At 69.1% G+C, this 23,765-nt stretch carries 22 protein-coding genes; 13 read left to right on the forward strand and 9 right to left on the reverse strand.

Going from position 1 to position 23,765, the window contains the following annotated elements; genetic code table 11:
• Positions 1-109: 109 nt before the first annotated feature.
• The 3 genes from FVQ98_RS18380 to FVQ98_RS18390 all read right to left on the reverse strand — a co-directional run bounded on the left by FVQ98_RS18380 (position 110) and on the right by FVQ98_RS18390 (position 3,180).
• Positions 110-355: a GlsB/YeaQ/YmgE family stress response membrane protein gene (locus FVQ98_RS18380; protein WP_147914910.1), complete on the reverse strand. Its 246-nt coding sequence runs from the start codon at positions 353-355 to the stop codon at positions 110-112.
• 164 nt (positions 356-519) lie between these two features.
• Entirely contained in the window at positions 520-1,866 is a 1,347-nt protein-coding gene (argA, locus tag FVQ98_RS18385) for an amino-acid N-acetyltransferase (protein ID WP_147914911.1), read from the reverse strand.
• A gap of 195 nt (positions 1,867-2,061) precedes the next feature.
• Complete coding sequence (locus FVQ98_RS18390) at positions 2,062-3,180, reverse strand: helix-turn-helix domain-containing protein (protein ID WP_255507851.1); 1,119 nt, start codon at positions 3,178-3,180, stop codon at positions 2,062-2,064.
• 185 nt (positions 3,181-3,365) lie between these two features.
• On the opposite strand from FVQ98_RS18390, the gene FVQ98_RS18395 reads away from it, so the two are divergent.
• The 8 genes from FVQ98_RS18395 (at position 3,366) to FVQ98_RS18430 (ending at position 11,797) form a co-directional block, all read left to right on the forward strand.
• Positions 3,366-3,845: a (2Fe-2S)-binding protein gene (locus FVQ98_RS18395; protein WP_147914913.1), complete on the forward strand. Its 480-nt coding sequence runs from the start codon at positions 3,366-3,368 to the stop codon at positions 3,843-3,845.
• Positions 3,846-4,014: 169 nt separating this feature from the next.
• Complete coding sequence (locus FVQ98_RS18400; RefSeq protein ID WP_147914914.1) at positions 4,015-6,399, forward strand: xanthine dehydrogenase family protein molybdopterin-binding subunit; 2,385 nt, start codon at positions 4,015-4,017, stop codon at positions 6,397-6,399.
• 15 nt (positions 6,400-6,414) lie between these two features.
• Complete coding sequence (locus tag FVQ98_RS18405) at positions 6,415-7,206, forward strand: FAD binding domain-containing protein (RefSeq protein WP_147914915.1); 792 nt, start codon at positions 6,415-6,417, stop codon at positions 7,204-7,206.
• Positions 7,207-7,352: 146 nt separating this feature from the next.
• The gene (locus tag FVQ98_RS18410; RefSeq protein WP_147914916.1) at positions 7,353-8,267 is read left to right on the forward strand and encodes an AAA family ATPase; all 915 of its coding nucleotides are present in this window, start codon (positions 7,353-7,355) and stop codon (positions 8,265-8,267) included.
• 9 nt (positions 8,268-8,276) lie between these two features.
• Entirely contained in the window at positions 8,277-9,482 is a 1,206-nt protein-coding gene (locus FVQ98_RS18415) for a vWA domain-containing protein (RefSeq protein ID WP_147914917.1), read from the forward strand.
• Between the two features lie 19 nt (positions 9,483-9,501).
• Entirely contained in the window at positions 9,502-10,047 is a 546-nt protein-coding gene (locus FVQ98_RS18420; RefSeq protein ID WP_147914918.1) for a CoxG family protein, read from the forward strand.
• Positions 10,048-10,066: 19 nt separating this feature from the next.
• A complete protein-coding gene (locus FVQ98_RS18425) occupies positions 10,067-11,113 on the forward strand; it encodes an XdhC family protein (RefSeq protein WP_147914919.1) in 1,047 nt (348 codons plus the stop codon).
• Positions 11,114-11,152: 39 nt separating this feature from the next.
• Positions 11,153-11,797 carry a nucleotidyltransferase family protein gene (locus FVQ98_RS18430; RefSeq protein WP_147914920.1) on the forward strand — a complete coding sequence of 215 codons (645 nt, stop codon included), beginning with the start codon at positions 11,153-11,155 and terminating at the stop codon, positions 11,795-11,797.
• A 208-nt stretch (positions 11,798-12,005) separates the two neighbouring features.
• On the opposite strand, the gene FVQ98_RS18435 is transcribed toward FVQ98_RS18430, so the two are convergent.
• Together FVQ98_RS18435 and FVQ98_RS18440 are read right to left on the reverse strand one after the other, a co-directional pair.
• The gene (locus FVQ98_RS18435) at positions 12,006-14,171 is read right to left on the reverse strand and encodes a TonB-dependent copper receptor (RefSeq protein ID WP_370512990.1); all 2,166 of its coding nucleotides are present in this window, start codon (positions 14,169-14,171) and stop codon (positions 12,006-12,008) included.
• A 106-nt stretch (positions 14,172-14,277) separates the two neighbouring features.
• On the reverse strand, positions 14,278-14,685 hold the full coding sequence (locus FVQ98_RS18440; RefSeq protein WP_255507852.1) for a DUF2946 family protein: 408 nt from the start codon (positions 14,683-14,685) through the stop codon (positions 14,278-14,280).
• Between the two features lie 219 nt (positions 14,686-14,904).
• Here FVQ98_RS18440 and FVQ98_RS18445 point away from each other — a divergent pair, with 219 nt between their 5' ends.
• The 4 genes from FVQ98_RS18445 (at position 14,905) to FVQ98_RS18460 (ending at position 18,964) form a co-directional block, all read left to right on the forward strand.
• Positions 14,905-16,461, forward strand: a complete 1,557-nt coding sequence (locus FVQ98_RS18445; protein WP_147914923.1) for a class I adenylate-forming enzyme family protein — start codon at positions 14,905-14,907, stop codon at positions 16,459-16,461.
• Positions 16,462-16,489: 28 nt separating this feature from the next.
• On the forward strand, positions 16,490-17,227 hold the full coding sequence (locus FVQ98_RS18450; RefSeq protein WP_147914924.1) for an SDR family oxidoreductase: 738 nt from the start codon (positions 16,490-16,492) through the stop codon (positions 17,225-17,227).
• Positions 17,228-17,324: 97 nt separating this feature from the next.
• The gene (locus tag FVQ98_RS18455; RefSeq protein WP_147914925.1) at positions 17,325-17,945 is read left to right on the forward strand and encodes a 2-hydroxychromene-2-carboxylate isomerase; all 621 of its coding nucleotides are present in this window, start codon (positions 17,325-17,327) and stop codon (positions 17,943-17,945) included.
• A gap of 35 nt (positions 17,946-17,980) precedes the next feature.
• Positions 17,981-18,964 carry a Bug family tripartite tricarboxylate transporter substrate binding protein gene (locus tag FVQ98_RS18460; protein ID WP_147914926.1) on the forward strand — a complete coding sequence of 328 codons (984 nt, stop codon included), beginning with the start codon at positions 17,981-17,983 and terminating at the stop codon, positions 18,962-18,964.
• Between the two features lie 250 nt (positions 18,965-19,214).
• On the opposite strand, the gene FVQ98_RS18465 is transcribed toward FVQ98_RS18460, so the two are convergent.
• The gene (locus FVQ98_RS18465) at positions 19,215-20,051 is read right to left on the reverse strand and encodes an IclR family transcriptional regulator (RefSeq protein WP_255507853.1); all 837 of its coding nucleotides are present in this window, start codon (positions 20,049-20,051) and stop codon (positions 19,215-19,217) included.
• A 192-nt stretch (positions 20,052-20,243) separates the two neighbouring features.
• Here FVQ98_RS18465 and FVQ98_RS18470 point away from each other — a divergent pair, with 192 nt between their 5' ends.
• Positions 20,244-21,218 (forward strand): NAD(P)H-dependent flavin oxidoreductase, encoded by a 975-nt coding sequence (locus tag FVQ98_RS18470; RefSeq protein WP_147914927.1) that lies wholly within the window; start codon positions 20,244-20,246, stop codon positions 21,216-21,218.
• Positions 21,219-21,422: 204 nt separating this feature from the next.
• On the opposite strand, the gene FVQ98_RS20365 is transcribed toward FVQ98_RS18470, so the two are convergent.
• Genes FVQ98_RS20365 through FVQ98_RS18480 form a run of 3 tightly spaced genes read right to left on the reverse strand, consistent with a single transcriptional unit; the run spans position 21,423 to position 23,656 of the window.
• Positions 21,423-22,676: a M41 family metallopeptidase gene (locus FVQ98_RS20365; RefSeq protein ID WP_370512991.1), complete on the reverse strand. Its 1,254-nt coding sequence runs from the start codon at positions 22,674-22,676 to the stop codon at positions 21,423-21,425.
• Positions 22,660-23,406, reverse strand: coding sequence for an AAA family ATPase (locus FVQ98_RS20190; protein ID WP_255507854.1), 747 nt, complete (start codon positions 23,404-23,406; stop codon positions 22,660-22,662). The genes FVQ98_RS20365 and FVQ98_RS20190 overlap by 17 nt, the downstream gene beginning before the upstream one ends.
• Position 23,407: 1 nt before the next feature.
• Complete coding sequence (locus FVQ98_RS18480; protein ID WP_147914928.1) at positions 23,408-23,656, reverse strand: hypothetical protein; 249 nt, start codon at positions 23,654-23,656, stop codon at positions 23,408-23,410.
• Positions 23,657-23,765: the final 109 nt, after the last annotated feature.

A 23,765-nucleotide genomic window follows, 5' to 3' on the forward strand; every position in this document is an offset into this window, starting at 1 on the left:
CAGGCAGGTGAAAAACCGGGCGCACAAGTTTCCAACAAAAAAATGCCAGTCAGCGGTTAACTGACTGGCATTGCCCTCGCGGGCCGCTTTTTTTTGGGCTACATCAGCGTCAGACCCGCTTGATTAGTCGCAGGACGACGATCAGGATGACAGCGCCCAGCGTCGCCACCACGATGCTGCCTAACAGGCCGCCCCCGACCGCGCCGCCAAGCGAACCGAACAGAAAGCCGCCGAGCAGCGCGCCCAGAACGCCGACAACCATGTCGCCCACCAGGCCGTAGCCGCCGCCGCGCACCAGCATGCTGGCTAACCAGCCGGCGATCAGGCCGACGATCAGGAACCAGACGATCTCCATCACTTTTCTCCCTAAGCTGAACATCCGCCCGGCAGGCTCCGCAGTGACTGCGAAGCATTTGCACGGGCTAGGACGGACTGTAGACAGCGCGCCTGCGCTGCGCCGTAGGAGAACTGGCCGCCGGTGTGACAGTTCGGCGAGCCACGCTGTAACGGAGGCGCGCGTTACAGCTTCTTGACCAGCACCTGGCTCTTGCGGTCCCAGTTGTACTTGCGCTTGCGCGCCTCGGGCAGCCAGTCCGGGTCGACGGGCTGAAAGCCGCGCTTGATGAACCAGTGCATGGTGCGCGTGGTCAGCACGAAGATGCTGGACAGGCCCATGGCGCGCGCCCGGTGCTCCACGCGGCGCAGCACCTTTTCGCCATCGCCCTGGCCCTGGCTTTGCGGCGACACGGTCAGCGCCGCCATCTCGGCGGTCTTCGCCTCTGGGTAGGGGTAGAGCGCGGCGCAGGCGAAGATCACGCCGTCGTGCTCGACGATGGTGTAGTTGGCGATGTCGCGCTCGATCTCGGTGCGGCTGCGCTTGACCAGGGTGCCGTCCTTCTCGAACGGCTCGATCAGCTGCAGGATGCCGCCCACATCGTCGTGCGTGGCTTCGCGCAGGCTTTCCAGCTTCTCGTCGACCACCATGGTGCCGATGCCGTCGTGCACGTACACCTCCAGCAGCAGCGCGCCATCCACCGCGAACGGAATGATGTGGCTGCGCTCGACGCCGTGCACGCAGGCGCTGACGCAGTGGCGCAGGTAAAAGCCCACATCCCACGGATGCTCCGGCGGCGGCAGCTGGGCCAGCAGCGCCTGCGCGTCGGCCAGGGGGATTTCGGTGTCGATCGGGTTGTCGTCGGACTCGGGCTCGGTCGGGCGCACGCGCAGGCCCGGCTTTTCGGTCAGGAAGATCAGCTTGTCGGCCTGCAGCGAAATGGCCACCGAGGTGGCCACCTCTTCCATCGCCAGGTTGAAGGCCTCGCCGGTGGGCGAAAAGCCGAAGGGCGAGATCAGCACCAGCGCGCCGGTGTCCAGCGAATGCGCGATGCCCGCCGCGTCGACCTTGCGCACCACGCCGGTGTGCTTGAAGTCGACGCCATCGATGATGCCCATCGGCCGCGCGGTGATGAAGTTGCCCGAAATCACGCGCACCTTGGAGCCGGCCATCGGCGTGTTGGGCAGGCCCTGGCTGAAGGCGGCTTCGATTTCGTAGCGCAACTGGCCGGCGGCTTCCTGCGCGGCGTCCAGCGCCGCCATGTCGGTGATGCGGTGGCCGTGCGAATACTGCGGCTCCAGGCCCTTGGTGTGCAGCTGCTCGTTGACCTGCGGGCGAAAGCCGTGCACCAGCACGATCTTCACGCCCATGCTCTGGATCAGCGCCAGATCGGTGGCGATGTTGGCCAGCTTGCCCGCCGCGATCGCCTCGCCCGTCAGCCCCACCACGAAGGTCTTGCCGCGGTGCATGTGGATGTAGGGCGCGACCGCGCGGAACCAGGGCACGAAGGTGAAGTTGAAGACGGCGGACATCGGCGTGGGAGGGGAGTTGGTGAGCCAGGCGGTAGGCGTCAGGCGCGATAGCGGCCGCTGGCAGGTGCGGAAATCGTGCGATTTTAACGACGCGGCGAGCAGGCGCCCGTGCCGAAGCGGAAAGAAAGCGCTAGCGAAGTGATAGCTGCTAGCGCTGGTGGTTGTAGGGCTGGAAGCCTAAAACACTTGAAAATCTCAGACCGCGCCCACGCCCGGCCGGCGTCCCTGTCCCAGCCGGCGGTACACCGTGGCGCGGCTCACGCCCAGCGCCTGGGCGGCTTCGGTGACGTTGCCGCCGGCCGCGCGCACCGCCTGGGCGATCAGGTCGTCGGTCAGGCTGCGCAAGGGCAGCGCCGCCGCGTCGGCGCCGCTGTCGCCGCAGGCACTGGCGCGGCTGGCGCGCACGCTGACGCGCAGGCCTGACCACAGCGGCACCGGCACGGCGCTGCCGCGCTGCGCCAAATCGAACAGCTGGGGCCAGGGCAGGGCGAACAGCTCGTCGGCGTGCACAGCGGGGTGCCGGCTGCCGTGCAGGCTGGGCAGCATGTCGCGCGCAGCGGCGTTGGCACTGACCACGGCGCCGTCGGCATCGAGACACATCACCGCCGCGCGTTCGCTGGTGGCGATGCCGTCGTACCAGGCCAGGCGCAGGCACAGCGCGTGCGGCACGGCCAGCACCAGCGCGTCTTCGATCTGGCGGGCCGACTGCGCCACCAGGTGCTTCAGCTCGGGGCGCTCGGCCACGTTCACGCCGGTCAGGTCGAGCATGCCGACGCAGTCGCCGCGCGGGCCGATCAGCGGCGCGCCGGCGCAGCTGTAGACGGCGGTGTCTTCGAAGAAGTGTTCGCCGCGATGCAGCCAGACCGGCTGCAGCTCGGTCAGCGCGGCGCCGATGGCGCTGGTGCCCACGCTGCGCTCGGACAGGTCCACGCCCACGCGGGCGATGGCGTCGGTGGCGCGGTCGCTGCGATCGATGGCGCCGGCCGTGCCGACCACGGTGCCATGCGCGTCGGTCAGGATGGCGAAGTAGCGGATCGGCGCCACCGCGCGCGCCAGGCGCTCCATTTCAGGCTGGGCCGCGGCCAGCAACGCTTGTGCGGCGTCGCGGGTGTCGCGCTGCACAGCGGCGGAAACGGTGGCGAAGGCCACGGACTCGGCCGGCCGCTGGCCCTGGGCCAGGCAGCGCTGCCAAGACCGCGCCAGCCAGGCGCGGTCGAACCAGGCGTCGACCAGCGCGTCGGTGGCAGACGCGGTGCCACCCAGCGCCTGCTGGCGCGCCAGCGCGATCTGTTGCAGCCGATGTGCTTCGCCCAAGCGGTGGTCTCCTGTGGCGGCGGCAGGCGCGCCGCCGTGTCTCATTCTGAGACTTTCCTTGCCCGGGCAACGACAAACTAGGGTTTAACCTAGGCCGTCCGCCCAAGCGGTTTTCAAGAATGGCCGGATTGTCACACCCGAAGCGCATTCTCTTTTTCACCCACAACAAGCAGGAGACTTCCACGATGAAAGTTGAACTCACGGTCAACGGGCAAGCGGTCAGCGCGGACGTGCCGGAAAACACCTTGCTGGTGCAGCTGCTGCGCGAGCACCTGCGCCTGACCGGCACGCACGTGGGCTGCGACACGGCCCAATGCGGTGCCTGCACCGTCATCGCGCAGTTCGACGGCGGCGATGAGCGCAGCATCAAGGCCTGCAACGTGGTGGTCGGCCAGATGCAGGGCGCGCGCGTCACCACCATCGAAGGCGTGGCCGCCGCCGACGGCACCATGCACCCGATGCAGGTCGCCTTCAAGGACTGCCATGGCCTGCAGTGCGGCTTTTGCACCCCCGGCATGGTGATGAGCGCGATCGACCTGCTCAAGCACCACCCGAAGGCCGACGAGGCCGAGATCCGCGAGCAGCTGGAAGGCAACATCTGCCGCTGCACCGGCTACCAGAACATCGTCAAGGCGGTTCAGCAAGCGCAGGGCCAGATGGCGTAGCCACCCCCCTGAGTCGCCTGGCGGCGCCTTCCCCCCTCTGCTGCGCGAGGGGGGACAACGCCAGTCCCCGGCGCAGGTCCGGGGACGGCGTTCGCTGGGTTGGCCCGCGCCACAGTGGGTCGCATGCACTGCGCAGACTTTGACTGAACAACAGCTACTGGAGACAAAAATGGGTGCCAACGAATTTGCCAAGCTGCCGCACATCGGCGAGTCGCTCAAGCGCAAGGAGGACGAGCGCTTTTTGACGGGTGTGGGCCAATACACCGACGACATCAACCAGGCCAACCAGAAGTATGCGGCGTTCGTGCGCTCCCCGCATGCGCACGCAGCTATCAAAAGTGTAGACACCAGCGCCGCGGACAAGATGTCGGGCGTGGTGCGCGTGTTCACCGGCAAGGACACCGAAGGCAAGATGGGCGGCTTGCCCTGCGGCTGGCTGATCAGCAACCCGGACGGCTCGCCCATGAAGGAGCCGCCGCACCCCATCCTGGCGCACGCCAAGGTGCGCTACGTGGGCGACCACGTGGCTATGGTGGTGGCCGACACGCCGCAGCAGGCCAAGGACGCGGCCGAAGCCGTGGTGGTCGACTACGAACCCCTGGGCGCCGTGATCGATATGCGCACCGCCAAGACGGCCCCGGCGCTGCACGACGAAGCGCCCGACAACCACTGCTACAAGTGGACGCTCGGCGACAAGGCAGCCGTGGACGCGGCCTTTGCCAATGCCGCGCACGTCACCAAGCTGGACATCACCAACAACCGCCTGGTGCCCAACGCCATGGAGCCGCGCGCCGCCAACGCCAGCTACAACCGCGCCACCGACGAATACGTGCTGTACGTGGCCAACCAGAACCCGCACGTCGAGCGCCTGCTGATGACCGCTTTCGTGCTGCAGCTGCCCGAGCACAAGGTGCGCGTGATCGCGCCCGACGTGGGCGGCGGCTTCGGCTCCAAGATCTTCCTGTACGCCGAAGACGTGGCGCTCACCTGGGGCGCCAAGCAGCTCAACTGCGCCATCAAGTGGACGGCCGAGCGCAGCGAATCCTTCCTGTCCGACGCGCACGGGCGCGACCACATCAGCCACGCCGAAATGGCGATGGACAAGGACGGCAAGTTCCTGGCCATGCGCGTGCACACCGACGCCAACCTGGGCGCCTACCTGTCCACCTTTGCGTCCAGCGTGCCGACCATCCTGTATGGCACGCTGCTGGCCGGGCAATACGCCACGCCGCAGATCTATGTGGAAGTGGATGGCTGGTTCACCAGCACCGCGCCGGTGGACGCCTACCGCGGGGCCGGCCGCCCGGAGGCGACTTACCTGGTCGAGCGCCTGGTCACCCGCTGCGCCTGGGACATGGGCCTGAGCCAGGACGAAATCCGCAAGCGCAACTTCATCACCAGCTTCCCCTACCAGACGCCCGTGGCGCTGCAGTATGACATCGGCGACTACAACGCCTGCATGGACCAGGCGCAGGAACTGGCGGATGTGAAAGGCTACGACGCGCGCAAGGCCGCCAGCGAGGCCAAGGGCCTGAAGCGCGGCATCGGCTACAGCAGCTACATCGAAGCCTGCGGCCTGGCGCCCAGCAACATCGCTGGGGCTTTGGGCGCACGCGCCGGCCTGTTTGAATGCGGCGAGGTGCGCGTGCACCCCACCGGCAGCGTGACGGTTTTCACCGGCTCGCACAGCCACGGGCAGGGGCATGAAACCACGTTTGCGCAGCTGGTGGCGGCGCGCCTGGGGCTGGACCCGAACCAGGTCGACGTGGTGCACGGCGACACCGGCCGCGTGCCCTTCGGCATGGGCACCTACGGCAGCCGCTCGCTCAGCGTGGGCGGCACGGCCATCATGAAGGCGCTGGACAAAATCGAGGCCAAGGCCAAGAAGATCGCCGCCCACCTGATGGAAGCCAGCGACGCCGACATCGACTTCGCCAATGGCGAATTCAGCGTCAAGGGCACCGACAAGAAAATTCCGTTCGCCCAGGTGGCGCTGACGGCCTACGTGCCGCACAACTACCCGCTCGACAAGCTGGAGCCGGGCCTGAACGAAACCGCTTTCTACGACCCGACCAACTTCACTTTCCCGGCCGGCACTTACATCTGCGAGGTCGAAGTCGACCCCGCCACCGGCGTGGTGCGCGTCGACCGCTTCAGCGCGGTGGACGACTTCGGCGTCATCATCAACCCGATGATTGTCGAAGGCCAGGTGCACGGCGGTCTGGTGCAGGGCATGGGCCAGGCGCTGATGGAGCACGGCGTGTACGACGCAGAAACCGGCCAGCTGCTGACCGGCAGCTTCATGGACTACACCATGCCGCGCGCGGCCGATTTCCCCGAGTTCAAGCTCGGCCACGTCTGCACGCCTTGCACGCACAATCCGATCGGCAGCAAGGGCTGCGGGGAGGCCGGGGCCATCGGCTCGCCGCCCGCGGTCATCAACGCCGTGCTGGACGCGCTCCAACCCCTGGGCGTGACCGAACTCGACATGCCCGCCACACCCAGCCGCGTGTGGACCGCCATTCAAGCCGCGCGCGCTGGCGCCGCCGCCTAAAAGGAGCCATTGACCATGTACGCATTCACCTTTGAACGTCCCGCCACGCAGGCCGACGCCGTCAAGCTGGCCCAGGCGGGCGGAAAGCTCCTGGCCGGCGGCCAGACCCTGCTGGCGTCGATGAAGCTGCGCCTGGCCTCGCCCGAACAGCTGGTGCACCTGGGTGCCATCAAGGAGCTGGCCGGCGTGCGCAAGGACGGCGATAGCCTTGTCATCGGCGCCATGACGCGCCACGCCGACGTGGCCAGCAACGCCGACGTTCAGGCCATGATTCCGGCGCTCGCCGCGCTGGCCGAAGGCATTGGCGACAAGCAGGTGCGGGCCATGGGCACCATCGGCGGCTCGCTGGCCAACAACGACCCCGCGGCCGATTACCCGGCCGCCGTGCTGGCCCTGGGCGCCACCGTCATCACCACACAGCGCGAGATTTCGGCCGACGACTACTTCCAGGGCATGTTCGCCACCGCGCTGGAAGACGGCGAGCTGATCACCGCCGTGCGCTTTCCCAAGCCGAAGCGCGCCGCGTACATGAAGTTCCGCCAGCCCGCGTCGCTGTTCGCGCTGATCGGCGTGTTCGTCGCCGACACGGCCGGCGGCCCGCGCGTGGCCGTCACCGGCGGCGGCAACGGCGTGTTCCGCCACAGCGCGATGGAAGCCGCGCTGGCCAAGAGCTTTACCGCCGACGCGCTGGCCGGCGTGGCCACCGATGCCGATCAACTGAACGGCGACCTGCACGGCAGCGCCGCCTACCGCGCCAACCTGGTCGGCGTGATGGCGCAGCGCGCCGTCGCCAAGGCGCTGGGCTGAGCGGAGTCTGGCGCGTGCGGCGCGGCCGCGTCGCAGGCACACGGTGGGCGCTGGTCACCCCCAGCGCGGGCAGGGCTATTGATTATTGAGTCAAATTGGCCTTGCGCCCTACAACCACCTGCGCAGCTAGCTATCAAATTAGAAGTATGAACGACCCGACCACTTCGTCGGCCACCGCCTCCATCGACGCCCTGGTCGCCGCCTTGGAGCGCGCCGGCTACTTCGCCGACCGGCGCCTCGCCACGGCCGCGTTCCTGGCGCTCAAACTGGGGCGTCCGCTGCTGCTGGAAGGCGAGCCCGGGGTCGGCAAGACCGAGCTGGCCAAGGCGCTGGCCGAGGTGCTCAGCCGCGAGCTGATCCGCCTGCAGTGCTACGACGGGCTGGAGCAGCGCGAGGCGCTGTACGAATGGAACTACGCGGCGCAACTGCTGCACTTGCGCGCTGCGGAGGGCAGGGCGCCCGCCGACGAGATCGAGCAAGAGGTTTACCAGCCGCGCTACCTGATCCGCCGCCCGCTGCTGCAGGCACTGCAGGCGCCACCGCCCGGCGCCGTGCTGCTGATCGATGAAGTCGACCGCGCCGACGAGCCGTTTGAGGCCTTCCTGCTCGAATACCTGGGTGAATACCAGGTCAGCATCCCCGAACTGGGCACGGTGTGCGCGGTGGTGTCGCCCGTCACCGTGCTGACCAGCAACCGCACGCGCGAGCTGAACGACGCCGTCAAGCGCCGCTGCCTCTACCACTGGCTCGACTATCCCGAGCGCGAACGCGAACTCGCCATCGTGCGCGCCCGCGTGCCCGAGGCGCCCAAAGCCCTGGCCGACCAGGTGGCCGACTTCGTGCACCGCCTGCGCAGCACACCGCACGCCGAGCTGTTCCAGCGCGCGCCCGGCATCGCCGAAAGCGTCGAATGGGCCAAGGCGCTTGTGGCGCTGGACGCGCTGCAGCTCGACCCCGAGCTCGTGCAGGACACGGCTGGCGTGCTGTTCAAGCAGCGCGAAGACGTCGCCGCGCTCACGGCCGACGTGATCCGCGACGCGCTGGCGCCTGCACCGGCATAAGGCCCCGTCATGCTGCTTGGCGACGCCCGCACCGGCAAGCTGGCCGACAACCTCACGGCCTTCGGCCGCACCCTGCGCCGCGCCGGCGTGCCGGTGGACGCGGCGCGCATGGCGCTGGCCCAGCAGGCGCTGCAGTGCGTGGGCGTGGACCGTCGGGGCGACGTCAGCGCCGCGCTCGAAGCCGTGCTGGTCGGGCGCGAGCAGGATCGCGCCGTCTTTCGCGAACTGTTCGACGCCTTCTTTCGCGACCCGGAACTCGCCAACAAGCTGCTGTCGCAAATGCTCCCGCGCGCCGAAGGGCAGGCCGCCGGCCCGCGCCAGCGCCCGCGTGTGAAGGAAGTACTGCAGCCACCCAGACCCGCCGCCGCAAGGCCGCCCACGGCGCCTGAAAAAGAATTCCAGTTCGACGCCGCCATGACGGCCAGCGACCTGGCGCGCCTGCGCCACGCCGACTTCAACCAGCTGTCCGCCAGCGAATACCAGTTGGTCGAGCGCCTGGCGCGCGACATCCGCCTGCCGCTGCCCACCGTGCGCTCGCGCAGGGTGCGCGCCAGTGGGCGCGGCGCGCGCGTGCACTGGGGCCGCACCCTGCACGAAGCCGCGCGCACCGGTGGCGAGGTGATGGCGCTGCACCGCCTGCAACGCCGGCGCCAGCCGCTGCCGCTCCTGGTGTTGGTGGACGTGTCTGGCTCCATGGAGCGCTACGCGCGCCTGCTGCTCGCCTTTCTGCATGCGGCCACCCGCCAGTTGGACGGCCACCGCGTGCAGCGCGACGTGTTCGCCTTTGGCATGCAGTTGACCGACCTCACGGCGGCATTTGCCGAGGCCGACACCGACGCCATGCTGCTGCGTGCGGGCGCCGCCATCACCGACTTTGCCGGTGGCACGCACCTGGGCGACGCCATCGCCGCGCTGCGCCACGGGCACGCGCGCCGCCTGGTCGGCCGGCGCACGCTGGTCCTGCTGGTCAGCGACGGGCTGGACACGGGCGATGCCGAACAGCTCGGGCGCGAACTCGGCTGGCTCAAGCGCCACAGCCGCGCGCTGCTGTGGCTCAATCCGCTGCTGCGCTACGACGCCTACGCCCCCATCGCGCGCGGCGCGGCCCAATTGCACCGCGCGGCCGACGGCATGCTCGCCGTGCACAACATCGACAAGCTGCAGGATCTGGCCGCGGGCATCGCGGCACTCCTGCGGCAACCACCCCGCCGCTGAACATCAAGGAGGACACCCCATGGACATGCAAGGCAGCCGCGCGCTTTCCGTCACCCAGCAACAGGCCTGGGAAGCGCTGAACGACCCCGAGGTGCTGAAAATCTGCATCCCGGGCTGCGACAGCATCGAATCGACCGGCGAGAACGCTTACGCCCTGGTCAACGGCATCAAGGTCGGCCCGGTGTCGGCCAAGTTCAAGGGCAACCTGCAATTGACCGACATTCAGGCGCCCGACAGCTACACCATCAACTTCGATGGCAACGGCGGCGCCGCCGGCTTCGGCAAGGGCAGTGCCAAGGTCACGCTGACCCCGCAGGGGGAGGGTTGTGAGCTGGCCTACACCGTCAACGCGCAGGTCGGCGGCAAGATCGCCCAGGTCGGCCAGCGGCTGATCGACGGTGTGGCCAAGTCGATGGCCGAAACCTTCTTCAAGCGGTTCGACGAGGAAATGCAGCGCCGCTTCCCCTCCGAGAACCTGACTGAGGACAAGGACGAGCCCGGCAAGCTCAAGAAAATGTGGTCCAAACTGACCGGCAGCGGCAAGGACGAGCCCGCCGCCGACTGAACGCAAGGAGACAGCAGCCATGGAAAACCTCGACGTCACCGTGCTGCGGGCGCTGCGCGACTGGCGTGCCGGCGGCCACCACGCATTGATGGCCACGGTGGTGCGCACCTGGGGTTCGTCGCCGCGGCCCGTGGGCTCGATCATGGCGCTGGACCAATCCGGTGCGGTGATCGGCTCGGTCTCAGGCGGCTGCATTGAAGACGATCTGATCGCGCGCTACACCCACGCCGCCGCGGCCGACGCGCTGAAGGCAGCACCCGATGGCGCGCCGCAGTTCGTCAAGTACGGCATCAGCGCCGACGAAGCGCACCGCTTCGGCCTGCCGTGCGGCGGCACGCTGGAGCTGCTGCTCGAATTCGACCCCGACGCCGCCGCGCTGGCCGAGCTGGTGCGCCTGCTGGAAGCGGGCGGCCTGGTGCAGCGCAGCATCGACCTGCGCAGCGGCCAGGTGCGCCTGACGCCGGCCAACGCGCCCACGGCCTTGCGCTGCAGCGACGCCGAACTGGCCAACACCTTCGGCCCCGAATACCGCATGCTGATCATCGGCGCCGGGCAGATGAGCGAATACCTGGCGACCATGGCGCAGTTCTGCGGCTTTTCGGTCACCGTGTGCGATCCACGCGAGGAATACCGCGGCGGCTGGAGCGTGCCGGGCACGCGCGTCGTGGCCGACATGCCCGACGACGTCGTCACCGCCTTCCAGCCCGACCGCCGCAGCTGCGTGATCGCCCTGACGCACGACCCAAAGTTGGACGATCTGGCGCTGCTGGAGGCGCTGCAAAGCGACGCCTTCTACATCGGCGCTTTAGGCAGCCGGCGCAACAACGACGCCCGCCGACGCCGGCTGATCGAGCACTTCGACCAGACCGAAGACAGCCTGGCGCGCCTGCGCGGCCCGGTCGGCATCTACATCGGCAGCAAGACCCCGCCAGAGATCGCGGTCAGCGTCATGGCCGAGGTGCTGGCCGTGAAGAACGGCTTGGCGCTGCCGAGCGAGTTGAACGTGGCGCACGTCAAAGACCAGCAAGGCGTGGCCGGCGCGGGTTCCGCCTGCGTCGTCGGCTGAGTGACGGAAGGCCGCGCTGCAACGGGCCAGGGCGCTGGCATGGCCGCTGTCGTCATGGCCGCAGGCGCCGGCCGGCGCATGGGCGGGCGGCCCAAGGCGTTGCTGCAGCGCGATGGCGAAAGCCTGCTGGCCCGCCAGATCGGCTTGCTGCAGGCGGGCGACGTCCGCCAGGTGGTGGTCGTGCTGGGGCACCACGCCGAGCGCCTGCAGCCGCTGGTGGCGCAACTCGCAGCCGACCACCCTGTGCTGGACCTGCGCAGCACCCGCAACCCGCGTCCAGACGACGGCACGGGTGGGTCCCTGCGTTGCGGGCTGGCCGCGCTGCCGCCCGCGCTGGACGCCGTGGTGGTGCTGCTGGCCGATCAGCCGCTGCTGGCGCTGGACGACCTTCGGGCGGTGCTGGCCGCGTGGTGTGCGCGACCGCCGGGCATCGACCTGGTGGTGCCAACGCACGCCGGTCAGCCCGGCCACCCGCTGGTTTTCGGACCCACCGTGCGCGCGGCGGTGCAGGGCGCCACGGACAGCGGCGGCGTGCGCGAATGGCGGCGCGCGCACCCGGACCGGGTGCAGTCGCTGGCGCTGGCGCACGCCCGTTGCACCACGGATCTGGACACACCGGACGACCTGGTGCGCCTACGGGATGAGCTGGGCGTGGACCTGCGCTGGCCGGATGCGGAATACTGAAGAAAAGTGCCTCCAGCCCTTTTTGGATCAGCGCAGACAGCTATCTTTGCAATAGCAAAATACTTTTGACAAACCAATGAACCGGCGCGGCACGCCCGGCGCCCGGCACGCCGCGACATGGGCGGGGCGTGCGTCCCCGGCCGGCAAGGCCCGGCGCACCGCCCCAGGTTGACCGCGCCGATGCGTCAGCGCATCGGTCGTGCGCGCGTCAGAACTTCACATCCGCCCGCAGCCAGAGCGTGCGTCCTGGTTCGTTGATGCCCGTGCCGCCGGGGTAGCCGAAGTCCGCGTTGCCGGCCAGGTTCAGGTGCTCGGCGTAGGTCTTGTCGAACAGGTTGTCGACGCCCACGGCCAGCTTCAGCTGCTTGTTGATGCGGTAGCCGGCGTGCAGCGAAAACACGCCAAAGCCGGCGCTGCGGCCCAGGTCCTGGCCGACCACGTTGCCTTCGCCCTTGGCCACACGCCGCTGCGCTGCGACCAGGCGCCACAGCGCGCCTGCGCTCCACGGGCCTTGCGCGTAGCTCAGGCCCATCTTGGCCTCCAGCGGCGGCACCTGCGGCAGCGGCCGGCCGTCGCTGGTGTTGCGACCCCAGTTGTAGGCCAGCGTGCCTTGCACGGTCCACGCATCGCCCAGCCGGTGGCTGCCGCCCAGTTCCAGCCCGGCGGTGCGCGCGTTGACGTTGCGCACGGCCGAGCCCATGCCCTGGTAGTTGAACAGGATGTAGTCCTGCACCCGGCCGACGTAAGCCGAGCCCCAGGCCTGCCAGTCCTGGGACTTCCAGTTCACGCCGACGTCCAGCTGCGTGGTTTTCTCGGGCTTCAGGCTGCCAAAGGCGTTGCCCTTGCCGGCCGCGCTGTTGCCGGGCGAGATCAGCTCCCAGTAGTCCGGAAAGCGCTGCACGTGGCCGAGGCCCACGTAAGCGGTGGCGCCTTCTGCCAATTGACGCTCCCAGCGCAGGAAACCGCTGGGCAAGGCCTTGCGCTGGCGGTGGTTGCTGGCCATCGGCGCAGGCACCGGGCGGGGCATGCCCATGTCCATCGCACGCGCGGCGGACCTGCCTGACATTCCGCCGCCCATATCGCCCATGCCGTGTCCGCCCATGTCGCCGCCGCCCATGCCACCTGCGTCGGCGGGATAGCGCCAGGCGTCGGCGCGGTCCAGGCGCAGGCCACCGACCCAACGGGTATCGGGTGAGGCGCGCCAGTTGGCTTCAGCGAACACGCCGGTCTGGTTGAAGCGGGCGTCGCGCCGCCAGGCCTGGGCGCTGTAAGGGCGCATCGGCGTGCCGTTGCGCACGTCGTGCGGGCTGCGGGTGAAGTCCAGTCCGGTGACGACCGACACGCTGTCGCTGGGCGCCAGCGTGGCCGCCACGCGCCCGCCCGTGGTGGTGCGCCGCACGTTGCTGGCCATGCCGCCGGCCATCATGCCGGTGCTGGGCGGCTCGCGCAGGGTGAAGTTGTCCATCACGTGGTCGGCCTGGTTGCGGTAGATCTGCGCTTCCAGCTTGGCAAACCAGGGCGTGATGTGCTGCTTTTCGAAACGCAGGCCAAAGCTTTCACGCTTGAACTGCGTGCCGTCCATGCCGCGCCCGCCGTAGCGCGCCTCGCCGTCACCGGCGCCCGCGCTCAGCTCCACCAGGGTGTGGGCGTCGGGCGTCCAGCCCAGGGCCACGTCGGTGTTCCACTTGTCCCAGGCCGAGGGCACGCGCTGGCCGCGTCCGTCCTGGTAATCGCCACTGTGCGAACGGTTGGCGGTGGCGCGCAGGTACAGCTGATCGTTGCCCGCCTCGAAGTCGGCGGTCTGGTCGTTGCGCCCGGCGCTGGCGCCTTGCAAGGTGCCGGTGAAATGCACCGGGCCGTCGCTGAAATCTGGGCGTTCGCGGTCGAAGCGCACCACGCCGGCCGAGGCGCCGGGGCCCCACAGCACGGTCTGCGGGCCTTTCACCACGGTCAGCGTGTCGAAGGTTTCGGGCGAGATGTAGGAGCTGGGCGAATCCATGCGCGCCGGGCAGGCGCCCTGCATCTGCGTGCCGTTGGTCAGCAGCGGCAGGCGCGATCCGAACTGCCCGCGGAACACAGGGTCGCTGTTGGATCCGCCACTGCGGATGGCCGAGAAGCCGGGAATCGTCTTGAGGTAATCGGCCGCGTCGCTGGCCGGCACGGGTTGGCGCGGCTGTTTGGGGTCGGCCACGATTTGCGCCGGCGAATGGTCGTGCACAGCGGTGACCACGGTGTCGGGCAGCGAAGGCGCTTCGTTGGCGCTGGCCGCGTCATCGGCCGCGTAGGCAGCGCTGGTCAGCAGCGCCAGGCAGGCCAGTGCGCAAGGTGTGAGGGTGGGGCGGGAACACGCACGCCCCGGCAGGAAGGAAGCCATCATGAGAAAAAATCCACGCCCGAACGCCATGCCGCGCGCAGGCGCGGGCCACGTTCAGACAGACAGAGAAAGACCGCGCCGGCCGCGACGGCAGCGCGCGAGAAGGTCAGGCGTGGAGGAGGGCGGGCGGCCCGCGCGCGGGCAAGGGCGCGCGCGCCACCCAGGCGGGCACCGCAGAGGTGGCGTGAGGGCGCAGCGTGCTGGTCGCCGGCAGCGGCAGGCGCGCCGGTGCCAGCGCGAACGCCGGCGGCGTGGCCAGCGCCAGGCAGAGCAGACAGTCGGGGTCGCTGTGGTGCGACGAGCCCGCAGGCGCGTCGCTGCCATGGCCCCAAGTGTGGCTGCCACCGTCGGGTGCCGTGGTGCACACGTCGAGCGGCAGCAAGGTGGGCATCGCCGCGCGTGCCTGCACCCCCGCGGCCAGGGCCACCAGCCAGGCGAGCGCGAGCACCGTGAAGACCACGGTGTGCAGACGCTTGCGTTGACGGAAGCCCTGGAGCATGCCGGAATTATCCATGCCCTCCATGTCGGAAAGCGGACAGAAGGCGTGCTGGGATGGCGCGCCAGCCAGCGGTGCAATGCGTCGCGGCCCCGATTTGCGCGGCAGGTGCCGAGAGATGAGCGCCCACCAAGCGCCGCCTGCGGACTGCACTGCAGTTTTCGTCGCACGGCCAAGGCACGCCAAAACGGCAGGCGCGGCCTAGACTGTGTCCGGCCATTTCTTCCACCCCAACGCATGCCGCAGCCGCCGTTTCGCCCCCAACGCCTCCACGAACTCATCACGCCGTGGGTCCGCCAGCAGCCCGGGCGCCTGGCGCTGCGCGACGACCACGTGCGTTACAGCTACGCCGAACTGGACGCTGCCGCGCGGGCCGTGGCAGAAAGTCTGCGCGACAGCGGTGTACGCGCCGGCGACCGCGTGATGATCGTCGGTGAGAACTGCGCGGCCACGCCGCTGATCGCGCTGGCCACCAGCCGGCTGGACGCCTGGGTCTGCATCGTCAACGGGCGCCTGTCCGCGCGCGAAGTCGACAGCGTCATCGCGCACGCCACGCCGCGCCGCGTGTTCTACACCACGCGCGTCTCGCCCGAGGCACTCGGCCATGCTGAGCGCCATGGCGCCGAAGCCATCGATTGGCCACAGCTCGGGCCGATGCACATGGGGCCGCTGAACGCGGACGCCGCACCCGAACCGACCAGCGCCGACGCGCGCGAGCAGGTCGCGGCGCTGATCTACACCAGCGGCACCTCGGGCGCGCCCAAGGGGGTGATGCTGACGCACGCCAACCTGATCTTCACCGCCGGCATTGCGGGCACCGTGCGCGGCATGCACCCGCAGGACCTGATCTACGGCGTGCTGCCCATGGCGCACATCGTCGGCCTGGCCTCCCAGGTGCTGGGCGCGCTGGCCAGCGGCGCGGGCGTGTGGCTGTCGCCGCGCTTTGCGCCCGAGCGGCTGGCGGCCGCACTGGGCGAAGGCGTAACCAGCTTCACCGGCGTGCCCGCCATGTACGCGCGCCTGCTGGACTGGCTGCGCGAACAGGGCCGAACACTGGACGCGCCGCAGCTGCGCGCCATCGGCGTGGCAGGCTCGCCGCTGACGCCCGGGTTGAAGGCCGCGATTGAAACCGCTTTCCGCCACCCGGTGCTCAACGGCTACGGCCTGACCGAAACCGCACCCACCATCGCCCAGGTGCGCGCCGACGCGCCGCGCAGCGACTGTTCGGTGGGCCAGCCGGTGCCGGGCATCGCGGTGCGCGTGGTGGGCCCGGACGGCGTCGACCTGCCTGCGGGCGGCACGGGCGAGCTGTGGGTGCGCGGCCCCAACGTCATGAAGGGCTACTACCGCAACGCCGCGCTCACGGCCGAGGCGCTGGGCGCGGACGGCTGGTTTCGCACCGGCGATCTGGCGCGCCAGGGCGACGATGGCGCGCTGTACATCGCCGGGCGCAGCAAGGAGCTGATCATCCGATCGGGCTTCAACGTCTACCCGCTGGAGGTGGAGCAGGTCATCAACGCCTTCCCCGGCGTGGTGCAGTCGGCCGTGGTCGGCCGCACCGTGGGCCACAACGAGGAGGTGGTCGCCTTCGTCGAAGTGCCCGAAGGCCGCGCGCTGGACGAAGCCGCGCTGCGCCAGCACCTGCGCGCCAACCTGTCGCCCTACAAGCAGCCGGCCGAAATCCGCCGGATGACGCAACTGCCCGCCGCGCCGACCGGCAAGCTGCTCAAGGCCGTCATGAAGCAAATGGCCGAACGGGCCGAGCCCGAGCCCGCGCCCGATAAGCCGCACTGAACCCTCTCACACCTCACACAGGAGCCCCATGCCCGAAACCACCTCCAAAAAAGCCGCGCTGATCATCGGCGCCGGCGACGCCACCGGCGGTGCCATCGCCCGCCGCTTCGCCCGCGAGGGCTACATCGCCTGCGTCACGCGCCGCAGCGCCGACAAGCTGGCGCCGCTGATCGAGCAGATCCAGGCCGAGGGCGGCGTCGCCCACGGCTTTGGCAGCGACGCGCGCAAGGAAGAAGAGATGGTGGAGTTGGTGGCCAAGATCGAGCGCGACATCGCCCCCATTGAAGTGGCCGTCTTCAACATCGGCGCCAACGTGCGCTTTCCGATCACCGAAACCACGGCCCGCGTGTACTTCAAGGTGTGGGAGATGGCGTGCTTTGGCGGCTTTCTGATGGGCCGCGAAGTCGCCAAGGCCATGCTGCCACGCGGGCGCGGCACCATCATCTTCACCGGCGCCACCGCCAGCCTGCGTGGGCGCGAGGGTTTTGCCGCGTTTGCGGGCGCCAAGCATGCGCTGCGCGCGCTGGCGCAAAGCATGGCGCGCGAGCTGTGGCCCAAGGGCATCCACGTCGCCCACCCGGTGATCGACAGCGCGATCGACACCGAGTTCATCCGCACCCAGTTTCCGGAGCGCTACGCGCTGAAAGAACAGGAAGGCATCCTCAACCCCGAGCACATCGCCGACCTGTACTGGCAGATCCACCAGCAGCCACGCGACGCCTGGACGCACGAGACCGAGATCCGGCCGTGGATGGAAGCTTGGTGAAAATAGGCTTGCGGCCCTACAGCCACCTGCGCAAGCAGCTATTGTTTTGATACTCCATTGATTTCGTCGAATTCACTTTTCACAGAGGAAACCCGCCATGAACCAGCCCGTCTCCGTCCAGTTCCTGTTCGACTTCGGCAGCCCGAACGCCTACCTGGCGCACAAGGTCATTCCCGACATTGAAGCGCGCACCGGCGCGCGTTTTGAGTACGTGCCCGTGCTGCTGGGCGGCCTGTTCAAGCTGGCCAACAACCGCTCGCCAATGGAGGCCAACGCCGACATCCCGCTCAAGCGCGCGTACGACATGCTGGAGATGAAGCGCTTCATCCAGCGCCACGGCCTTGGCCAGTTCAAGATGAACCCGCACTTTCCGGTCAACACGCTGGGCATCATGCGCGGCGCGGTGGCCGCGCAGCAGGCGGGCGTGCTGGCGCCGTACGTGGACGCGGTGTACGCCAGCATGTGGGAGCGCGGCGCCAACATGGCCGACCCGGCGGTGATCGCCAGCGAACTCACGGCGGCTGGCCTGGACGCAGCCGCGCTCATGGCCGCCACGCAGGACGCGGCCGTCAAGGACCAACTGCTGGCCAACACGCAGGCCGCCCACGCGCGCGGTGCGTTCGGCTCGCCGACCTTTTTTGTCGGCGACGACATCTACTTTGGCAAGGACCGTCTGCGCGAGATCGAAGACCAGATCGTGCGCGCCCAGACCGCCTGAACCTCACCACAACGACACAAGGAGACAAGCCACCCATGAGCAGCACCACACGCCGCACCGCCTTGACCCGCCTGGCCGCCCTGGGCCTGGGCACCACGCCGCTGCTGGCCGCCGCGCAGGGCGACGCCACTGCTTGGCCCACCCGCCCGATCAAGCTGATGGTGGGCTTTCCGCCCGGCGGCTCCACCGACGGGCCGGTGCGCGTGCTGGCCGAATCGGTGGGCCGCCTCCTCAAGCAGCCGATCGTCATCGAAAACAAGACCGGCGCGGGCGGCACCATGCCCGCCGTGGCCTTGCAGACGGCGGCGCCGGACGGCTACACGCTGGGCATCTCGTCGCTGGGCATGTACCGCCTGCCGTACACCACCGACAACCGCTGGAGCCCGGACGCCGACATCACGCACATCGTCGGGCTGACCGGCTACGCCTTCGGCATCGCCGTGCCGGCCGATTCGCCCTACAAGAGCTGGGCCGACTACGTGACGGCCGCCAAGGCCAAGCCCGGCCAGATCACCTACGCCACGCCCGGCGTGGCCACCACCAACCACCTGACCATGGAACGCATCTCGCGCGCCGCGGGCATCCAGCTGAACCACATTCCGTACAAGGGCACGGCCGAATCGATGCAGGCGCTGCTGGCGCACCAGGTCGATTCGGCGGCCGAAACGTCCGGCTGGGCGCCTTACGTCAAGGAAGGGCGCATGCGCCTGCTGGTGGTGTGGGCGCCCAAGCGCATGGCCAGCTTCCCGGACGTGCCCACGCTGCGCGACGTCGGCATCCCGATCGCCGAGACCTCGCCCTGGGGCCTGATCGGCCCCAAGGGCATGCCGCCGGCCGTGGTCAAACGCCTGCACGACGCCTTCAAGCAGGCGATGGAGGAAGTGCCCTTCAAGCAGGCGCTGGCGCGCTACGAGATGGAGCCGCAGTACATGGGCACCGCCGACTTCCAGGCCTTTGCCGGCAAGACCATGAAGCAGCAAAAGGAGATCCTCGACACGCTGGGCTTGAGCAAGCGCTGAGCCGGGCCGCGGGGCAGGGCGCCCAGGCCGAGGTGGTAGCGACCGCCGGTACATTCGGCGCGGCCCAGCGCTTGCGCAAAGCCGGGGGCGGCCGGTGCGCAAAGCGCGCCTGGGCAGAGGTTCGCCTGCAATACTCTGCTTTTGATAGCTGCCAGCGCAGGTGGTTCTAGGGCTGCAGGCGATTTTTATCCAAATCTTGAAGTCGAACGCTTTTGGCGGCCCTGCCGCCGGTCAGACGCGCGCCGCGCCCTCACGCCGCGCGGCCGTAGTCCGACGCGATCTCGCGCAGCGTGGCCAGCAGGACCGGGCGCACTTCTTGCAGGAACTGGTCGGCACTGACGGTGTCGGTCGCGGCCGCCGCGTTGACCACCATCAGCGGCAAATCGGCCGACAGGCGCAGCGGCGCGGCGATGCCATTGATTTCAGGTCGCCAATCGCCGAACGAAGTCACGCAGCCCCATTGCGCCAGGTCGTCCTGTGCCTGGCGGATGGCCAGTTGCTGCGCCGGCCAGCCGGTCGGGTTCAGCGCCCGCAGGCGCTCTTCCAGCGTCTGGCGCACTTCCTCCGGCGCGGCCGCCAGGTAGCCACGGCCGACGGCGGTGGTGGGCAGCGGCATGCGCGAGCCGAGGTTGAGCCGCATGGTGATGAGCGTGCTTTCGCTGCGGCAGCACTCGATGTAGAGCATGGACAGCTGGTCGCGGATCGCCATCGCCACCAGCGTGCCGGTGCGGTCGGCCAGCGCCTGCAGGCGCGGGTGGCTGGCCTCCTTCACGTCCAGGCGCGACTGCGTGGTGCCGCCCAGCCCCAGCGTCGCCAGGCCCAGGCGGTAGCGCCCGGTTTCGCCCACGCGGTGCAGGTAGCCCAACTGCGTCAGCGTGTAGGTCAGGCGCGTGATGGTCGACTTGGGCAGGTCGCAGCGCTCGGCCAGTTCCTGGTTGGACAGGCGCTCTTCGCCCGACGCAAAGGCGCGCAGCACGTCCAGCCCGCGCGCCAGCGCGGTGACGAAGTGGCGGTCGGCCTTCATGTGGCGCACAGGTGCAGGGGCGGGCGCTGTGGCGGCGGTAAAGGGGGTTTCGGGTTCTGCCATGCGGCTGTGACGGAAAGCGTGGAGAGCATCGACGTGGTCGGCACATTCTGACGCGCTGGCAGATCGGACAGGGTGCGCCGTTCTGCACTGCAGTCGCGTGTGTGACCGCGGCGCGCGCCAAGTCGAAGGGCAGTCCGCACAATAGGGCAAGGCCGCCGCGCGCGGGTTCACCCACCACAGGAGATTTGCTTCATGCGCACCCGCATCACCGACATGCTCGGCATCCGCTACCCCATCGTGCAGGGCGGCATGCACTTCGTCGGCCTGGCCGAGCTGGCCTCGGCCGTGTCCAACGCCGGCGGCCTGGGCATCCTGACGGCGCTGACCCAACCCTCGCCCGCGGCCCTGGCCGAAGAAATCGCCCGCTGCCGCGGCATGACGGACCAGCCGTTCGGCGTGAACCTCACCTTCCTGCCCGTGCGCACGCCGCCGGACTACCCCGGTTACGTGCGCAGCATCATCGACGGCGGTATCAAGGTGGTCGAAACCGCCGGCAACAACCCGCAGCAGTGGATGCCCCTGCTGAAAGAAGCGGGCATCAAGGTGATCCACAAATGCACCTCGGTGCGCCACGCGTTGAAGGCCGAGGCGATTGGCTGCGACGCCGTCAGCGTGGACGGCTTCGAATGTGGCGGCCACCCGGGCGAGGACGATGTGCCCAACTTCATCCTGCTGCCGCGCGCGGCCGAACAGCTGAAGATCCCCTTCATCGCCTCGGGCGGCATGGCCGACGGCCGCTCGCTGGTGGCGGCCATGGCGCTGGGCGCCGAAGGCATGAACATGGGCACGCGCTTCATCGCCACGAAGGAAGCGCCGGTGCACGAGAACGTCAAGCAGGCCATCCTGCAAGCGACCGAGTTGGACACCCGCCTGGTGATGCGCCCGCTGCGCAACACCGAGCGCGTGCTGAACAACGCCGGCGTCGAACGCCTGCTGGCCAAGGAAAAGGCGCTGGGCGACAAGATCACGTTTGCCGACATCATTGACGAGGTCGGCGGCGTCTACCCCAAGGTCATGAAAGACGGCAACCTGGACGCCGGCGCCTGGTCCTGCGGCATGGTGGCCGGTTTGATCCACGACATCCCCACGGTGCAGGAGTTGATCGAGCGCACCATGGCCGAAGCGCGCCAACTGGTCACACAGCGGCTGGCCGGCATGGTGGTCTGAGCCCGGGAACGGCCTCCACCCGCCTGCGGGGTCGCACGCCGGTTTTGGGCATAAAAAAGCTGCCAGCGCTAGAAGGATCTGCGCGGGCAGCTATGCTAACAATAGCAAACGAGCGTGGTGGGGCCAACTGCCCCACTGCGGGCCCAAGAGGCTGAAGGGCGCGCTGGCGGGCGCGCCACCCAACCCACCAACGCGCCGCGCGCTTCACGCGCCGTCACCGGCAAACGCGCTCCAGCGCGCGTGCCACGGCTCCGGTCCGCTGGGCGCGTGGGGCGCAGCGGCGGTCACCGCGATCCCCGTCACCTTCGCGAACTCGGCGGCCGGCACGGTGCCGGTGGTCAGCAGCTCCTGCACCAGCGCGCGGAACGCGTCCCCGTGCGTGCGCAGCAGCGCCGTCGCGCGTTCGGCTTCGGCGCACATCAGCGCTTCAGCTTCGGCGTTGGTTGGCTGGACATCGGTGTTGATGTCCTCGTCCTGCTGCGTGGTCACGTCGGTGCGCGACACGCGGCTGCCGAAACCGTGGTGGCGCACGTAGGCGATCGCGTTGGCGGTCGCCTGTTTGCGGTCGGCTTCGGCCCCGGTGGTGGCCGCGTCTGGACCGAACACCAGCGCTTCTGCCGCGCGACCGGCCAGGCTCACGCAGATCACGTCGCGCAGCATGCGGCGCGACCAGGCTTTCTGCGGCGCGTAGCTGGCGTACCCCCCGTTGAACGAGGCGACGTTGATGCGCACCTCCTGCGGCGCGGTGCCCATCAGCACCGCGTACACCAGACCGTGACCGGCCTCGTGCACCGCCAGCAGGGTGCGAAAGTCCAGCGAGGCGCGCTCGCGCAGGCCTTCCAGCTCGAACACCACGGGCAGGCGCTGCTCGGCGTCGCCCCAGCGCACGCACAGGTGCTTGCGGTCATCACCCAGCGTCAGCGGCAGCACGGCGCCGGGCGGCGCCCCGCGCTCGATCGCCCACAGCGCGGCGCGCACCAGGCTCCCACCCAGCACGCCGTGCACGGTCGAGAACACCGGGCGCGTCCCCTGGGCCGGGAACACGCCGTTGGCGTAGATCTCGTCCAGCACCGGCTGCGCGACGTCGATGCGCAGGCCCGAACGCACCGCGACCTCGTCCACGTACTGGGCGCAGGTGCGGGCGATCAGGCGCTGGTACGCCGAGCGCGACAGCGACGGGTAGATCACGTGCTGGTTGCCCAGCCGCGCCACCTGCTCGGGGCGAAAGCGCGACCCGAGTGCCTTCTTCACGTCGATCACCGACAGGCGCTGGCTCATGGCGTGGAAGACGTCGGCGTCGGTGTCGCAGTCTTCTACGCGCTCGGCCAGGTCTTCGTACATCTCGTCCAGGTTGCCGGTGACGATGATCAGCAGCTTGCTGTAGTCGGTCTGCCAGCGCGCTGGGTCGGCGCGGAAGGCATCGACTTCCGCCTGCACCTGCTCAGGCGACCAGGCCATCAGCTCGGTCAGCGGCACGTTCAGCTTCAGCGTGCGCTGCAGCTCGCGCGCCTCCCAGGCGCCCAGCCTGAACTTGCGGGGGCGCGGCTTGGCGGGCGCTGGCGCTGCGGTGGCGGCGTCGGCGCTGGGCGCCGGCGTGCTGTCCGTGTCGTCGGTGTCGCTTTGGCGTTCGTCCAGCTCGAACTGGGCCGACGCGGTGCGGTATTCCAGATCGCGCAGGAAGCTCAACGCGGGCGACAGCCGCCCGTCCGACAGCAGCCCACACGTCCTGGTAGCGCGCGACCTTGATGTCCTGGCGGCGGTTGTCGATGGTGCGGTAGCGCTGGAACTCGTCCAGTAGCAGCACCCCGGGCTCACCCTCGTCGATGCCCGATTCGCCCAGCATCCCCGAGATCGAGTCCGGCGTGTACCAACCGGCCCCGTTGCTGAAGCCGTCCATCTGCACTTCGACATAACGGTCGTAGAAACCCAGCTTTTGCACCAGCAGGCGCGTCAACTGCGTTTTCCCGGTCCCCGTCAGGCCCCACAGGCACACGATCACCGGGCGGGCGATCAGCTGCGGCATCACGTACCAGGCGCGCACGGCGTCGATGACGCGGTCGATCACGTCGTCGATGCCGAAAAGCTCCTGCTTCAGCTCGGCGGCGATGGTCGCCAGCTGGGCCTGGCGCTCGGCCAAGTGGTCGTCCAAAGGTTCCCGCGGCAAAAAGCGGGTGTCGTTCAAATCCATGTCAGTCTTTCCAATCTTGTTGCATGGCCCTTTGCAGGGCCATGCGGTCCGCGCGGCGCTGGGCGCCCTGGCTGCGGATGTGGCGGCCGGCGCCGCTGCTGGCGCTGCGCAGCGCCAGCGCCTGGGCCACGTGGTTGCGTGGCGGCGGTGCGGGCAGCTGCAGCGCCAGGGGCGCGCGCATGCGGCGAAGTTGTTTCACGGTGGCCCGCGCGCCGCCGCTGGCGGCGCGCGAGAAGGTTTTGGCACTCATGTGCGCTCCAAAAGCAAAAAACCCCGGCAACAGAATCTGGGCCGAGGGCTTTTGCGAAGCCAGCGGCTGGACAGTGATGAAGACGATCACTCCCAGCCGGGGCTGAAAT

Origin of the sequence: Ottowia flava (assembly GCF_008017535.1) — a bacterium.
Classification (GTDB): Bacteria; Pseudomonadota; Gammaproteobacteria; order Burkholderiales; family Burkholderiaceae_C; genus Ottowia; species Ottowia flava.

Excerpts from the sequence above, each read along its gene's own strand:
- FVQ98_RS18380 (WP_147914910.1), bottom strand. The coding sequence starts at position 355 with ATGGAGATCGTCTGGTTCCTGATCGTCGGCCTGATCGCCGGCTGGTTA.
- argA (WP_147914911.1), bottom strand. The coding sequence starts at position 1,866 with ATGTCCGCCGTCTTCAACTTCACCTTCGTGCCCTGGTTCCGCGCGGTC.
- FVQ98_RS18395 (WP_147914913.1), top strand. The coding sequence starts at position 3,366 with ATGAAAGTTGAACTCACGGTCAACGGGCAAGCGGTCAGCGCGGACGTG.
- FVQ98_RS18400 (WP_147914914.1), top strand. The coding sequence starts at position 4,015 with ATGGGTGCCAACGAATTTGCCAAGCTGCCGCACATCGGCGAGTCGCTC.
- FVQ98_RS18405 (WP_147914915.1), top strand. The coding sequence starts at position 6,415 with ATGTACGCATTCACCTTTGAACGTCCCGCCACGCAGGCCGACGCCGTC.
- FVQ98_RS18410 (WP_147914916.1), top strand. The coding sequence starts at position 7,353 with ATGAACGACCCGACCACTTCGTCGGCCACCGCCTCCATCGACGCCCTG.
- FVQ98_RS18415 (WP_147914917.1), top strand. The coding sequence starts at position 8,277 with ATGCTGCTTGGCGACGCCCGCACCGGCAAGCTGGCCGACAACCTCACG.
- FVQ98_RS18420 (WP_147914918.1), top strand. The coding sequence starts at position 9,502 with ATGGACATGCAAGGCAGCCGCGCGCTTTCCGTCACCCAGCAACAGGCC.
- FVQ98_RS18425 (WP_147914919.1), top strand. The coding sequence starts at position 10,067 with ATGGAAAACCTCGACGTCACCGTGCTGCGGGCGCTGCGCGACTGGCGT.
- FVQ98_RS18430 (WP_147914920.1), top strand. The coding sequence starts at position 11,153 with ATGGCCGCTGTCGTCATGGCCGCAGGCGCCGGCCGGCGCATGGGCGGG.
- FVQ98_RS18435 (WP_370512990.1), bottom strand. The coding sequence starts at position 14,171 with ATGGCTTCCTTCCTGCCGGGGCGTGCGTGTTCCCGCCCCACCCTCACA.
- FVQ98_RS18440 (WP_255507852.1), bottom strand. The coding sequence starts at position 14,685 with ATGGATAATTCCGGCATGCTCCAGGGCTTCCGTCAACGCAAGCGTCTG.
- FVQ98_RS18445 (WP_147914923.1), top strand. The coding sequence starts at position 14,905 with ATGCCGCAGCCGCCGTTTCGCCCCCAACGCCTCCACGAACTCATCACG.
- FVQ98_RS18450 (WP_147914924.1), top strand. The coding sequence starts at position 16,490 with ATGCCCGAAACCACCTCCAAAAAAGCCGCGCTGATCATCGGCGCCGGC.
- FVQ98_RS18455 (WP_147914925.1), top strand. The coding sequence starts at position 17,325 with ATGAACCAGCCCGTCTCCGTCCAGTTCCTGTTCGACTTCGGCAGCCCG.
- FVQ98_RS18460 (WP_147914926.1), top strand. The coding sequence starts at position 17,981 with ATGAGCAGCACCACACGCCGCACCGCCTTGACCCGCCTGGCCGCCCTG.
- FVQ98_RS18465 (WP_255507853.1), bottom strand. The coding sequence starts at position 20,051 with ATGGCAGAACCCGAAACCCCCTTTACCGCCGCCACAGCGCCCGCCCCT.
- FVQ98_RS18470 (WP_147914927.1), top strand. The coding sequence starts at position 20,244 with ATGCGCACCCGCATCACCGACATGCTCGGCATCCGCTACCCCATCGTG.
- FVQ98_RS20365 (WP_370512991.1), bottom strand. The coding sequence starts at position 22,676 with ATGGCCTGGTCGCCTGAGCAGGTGCAGGCGGAAGTCGATGCCTTCCGC.
- FVQ98_RS20190 (WP_255507854.1), bottom strand. The coding sequence starts at position 23,406 with ATGGATTTGAACGACACCCGCTTTTTGCCGCGGGAACCTTTGGACGAC.
- FVQ98_RS18480 (WP_147914928.1), bottom strand. The coding sequence starts at position 23,656 with ATGAGTGCCAAAACCTTCTCGCGCGCCGCCAGCGGCGGCGCGCGGGCC.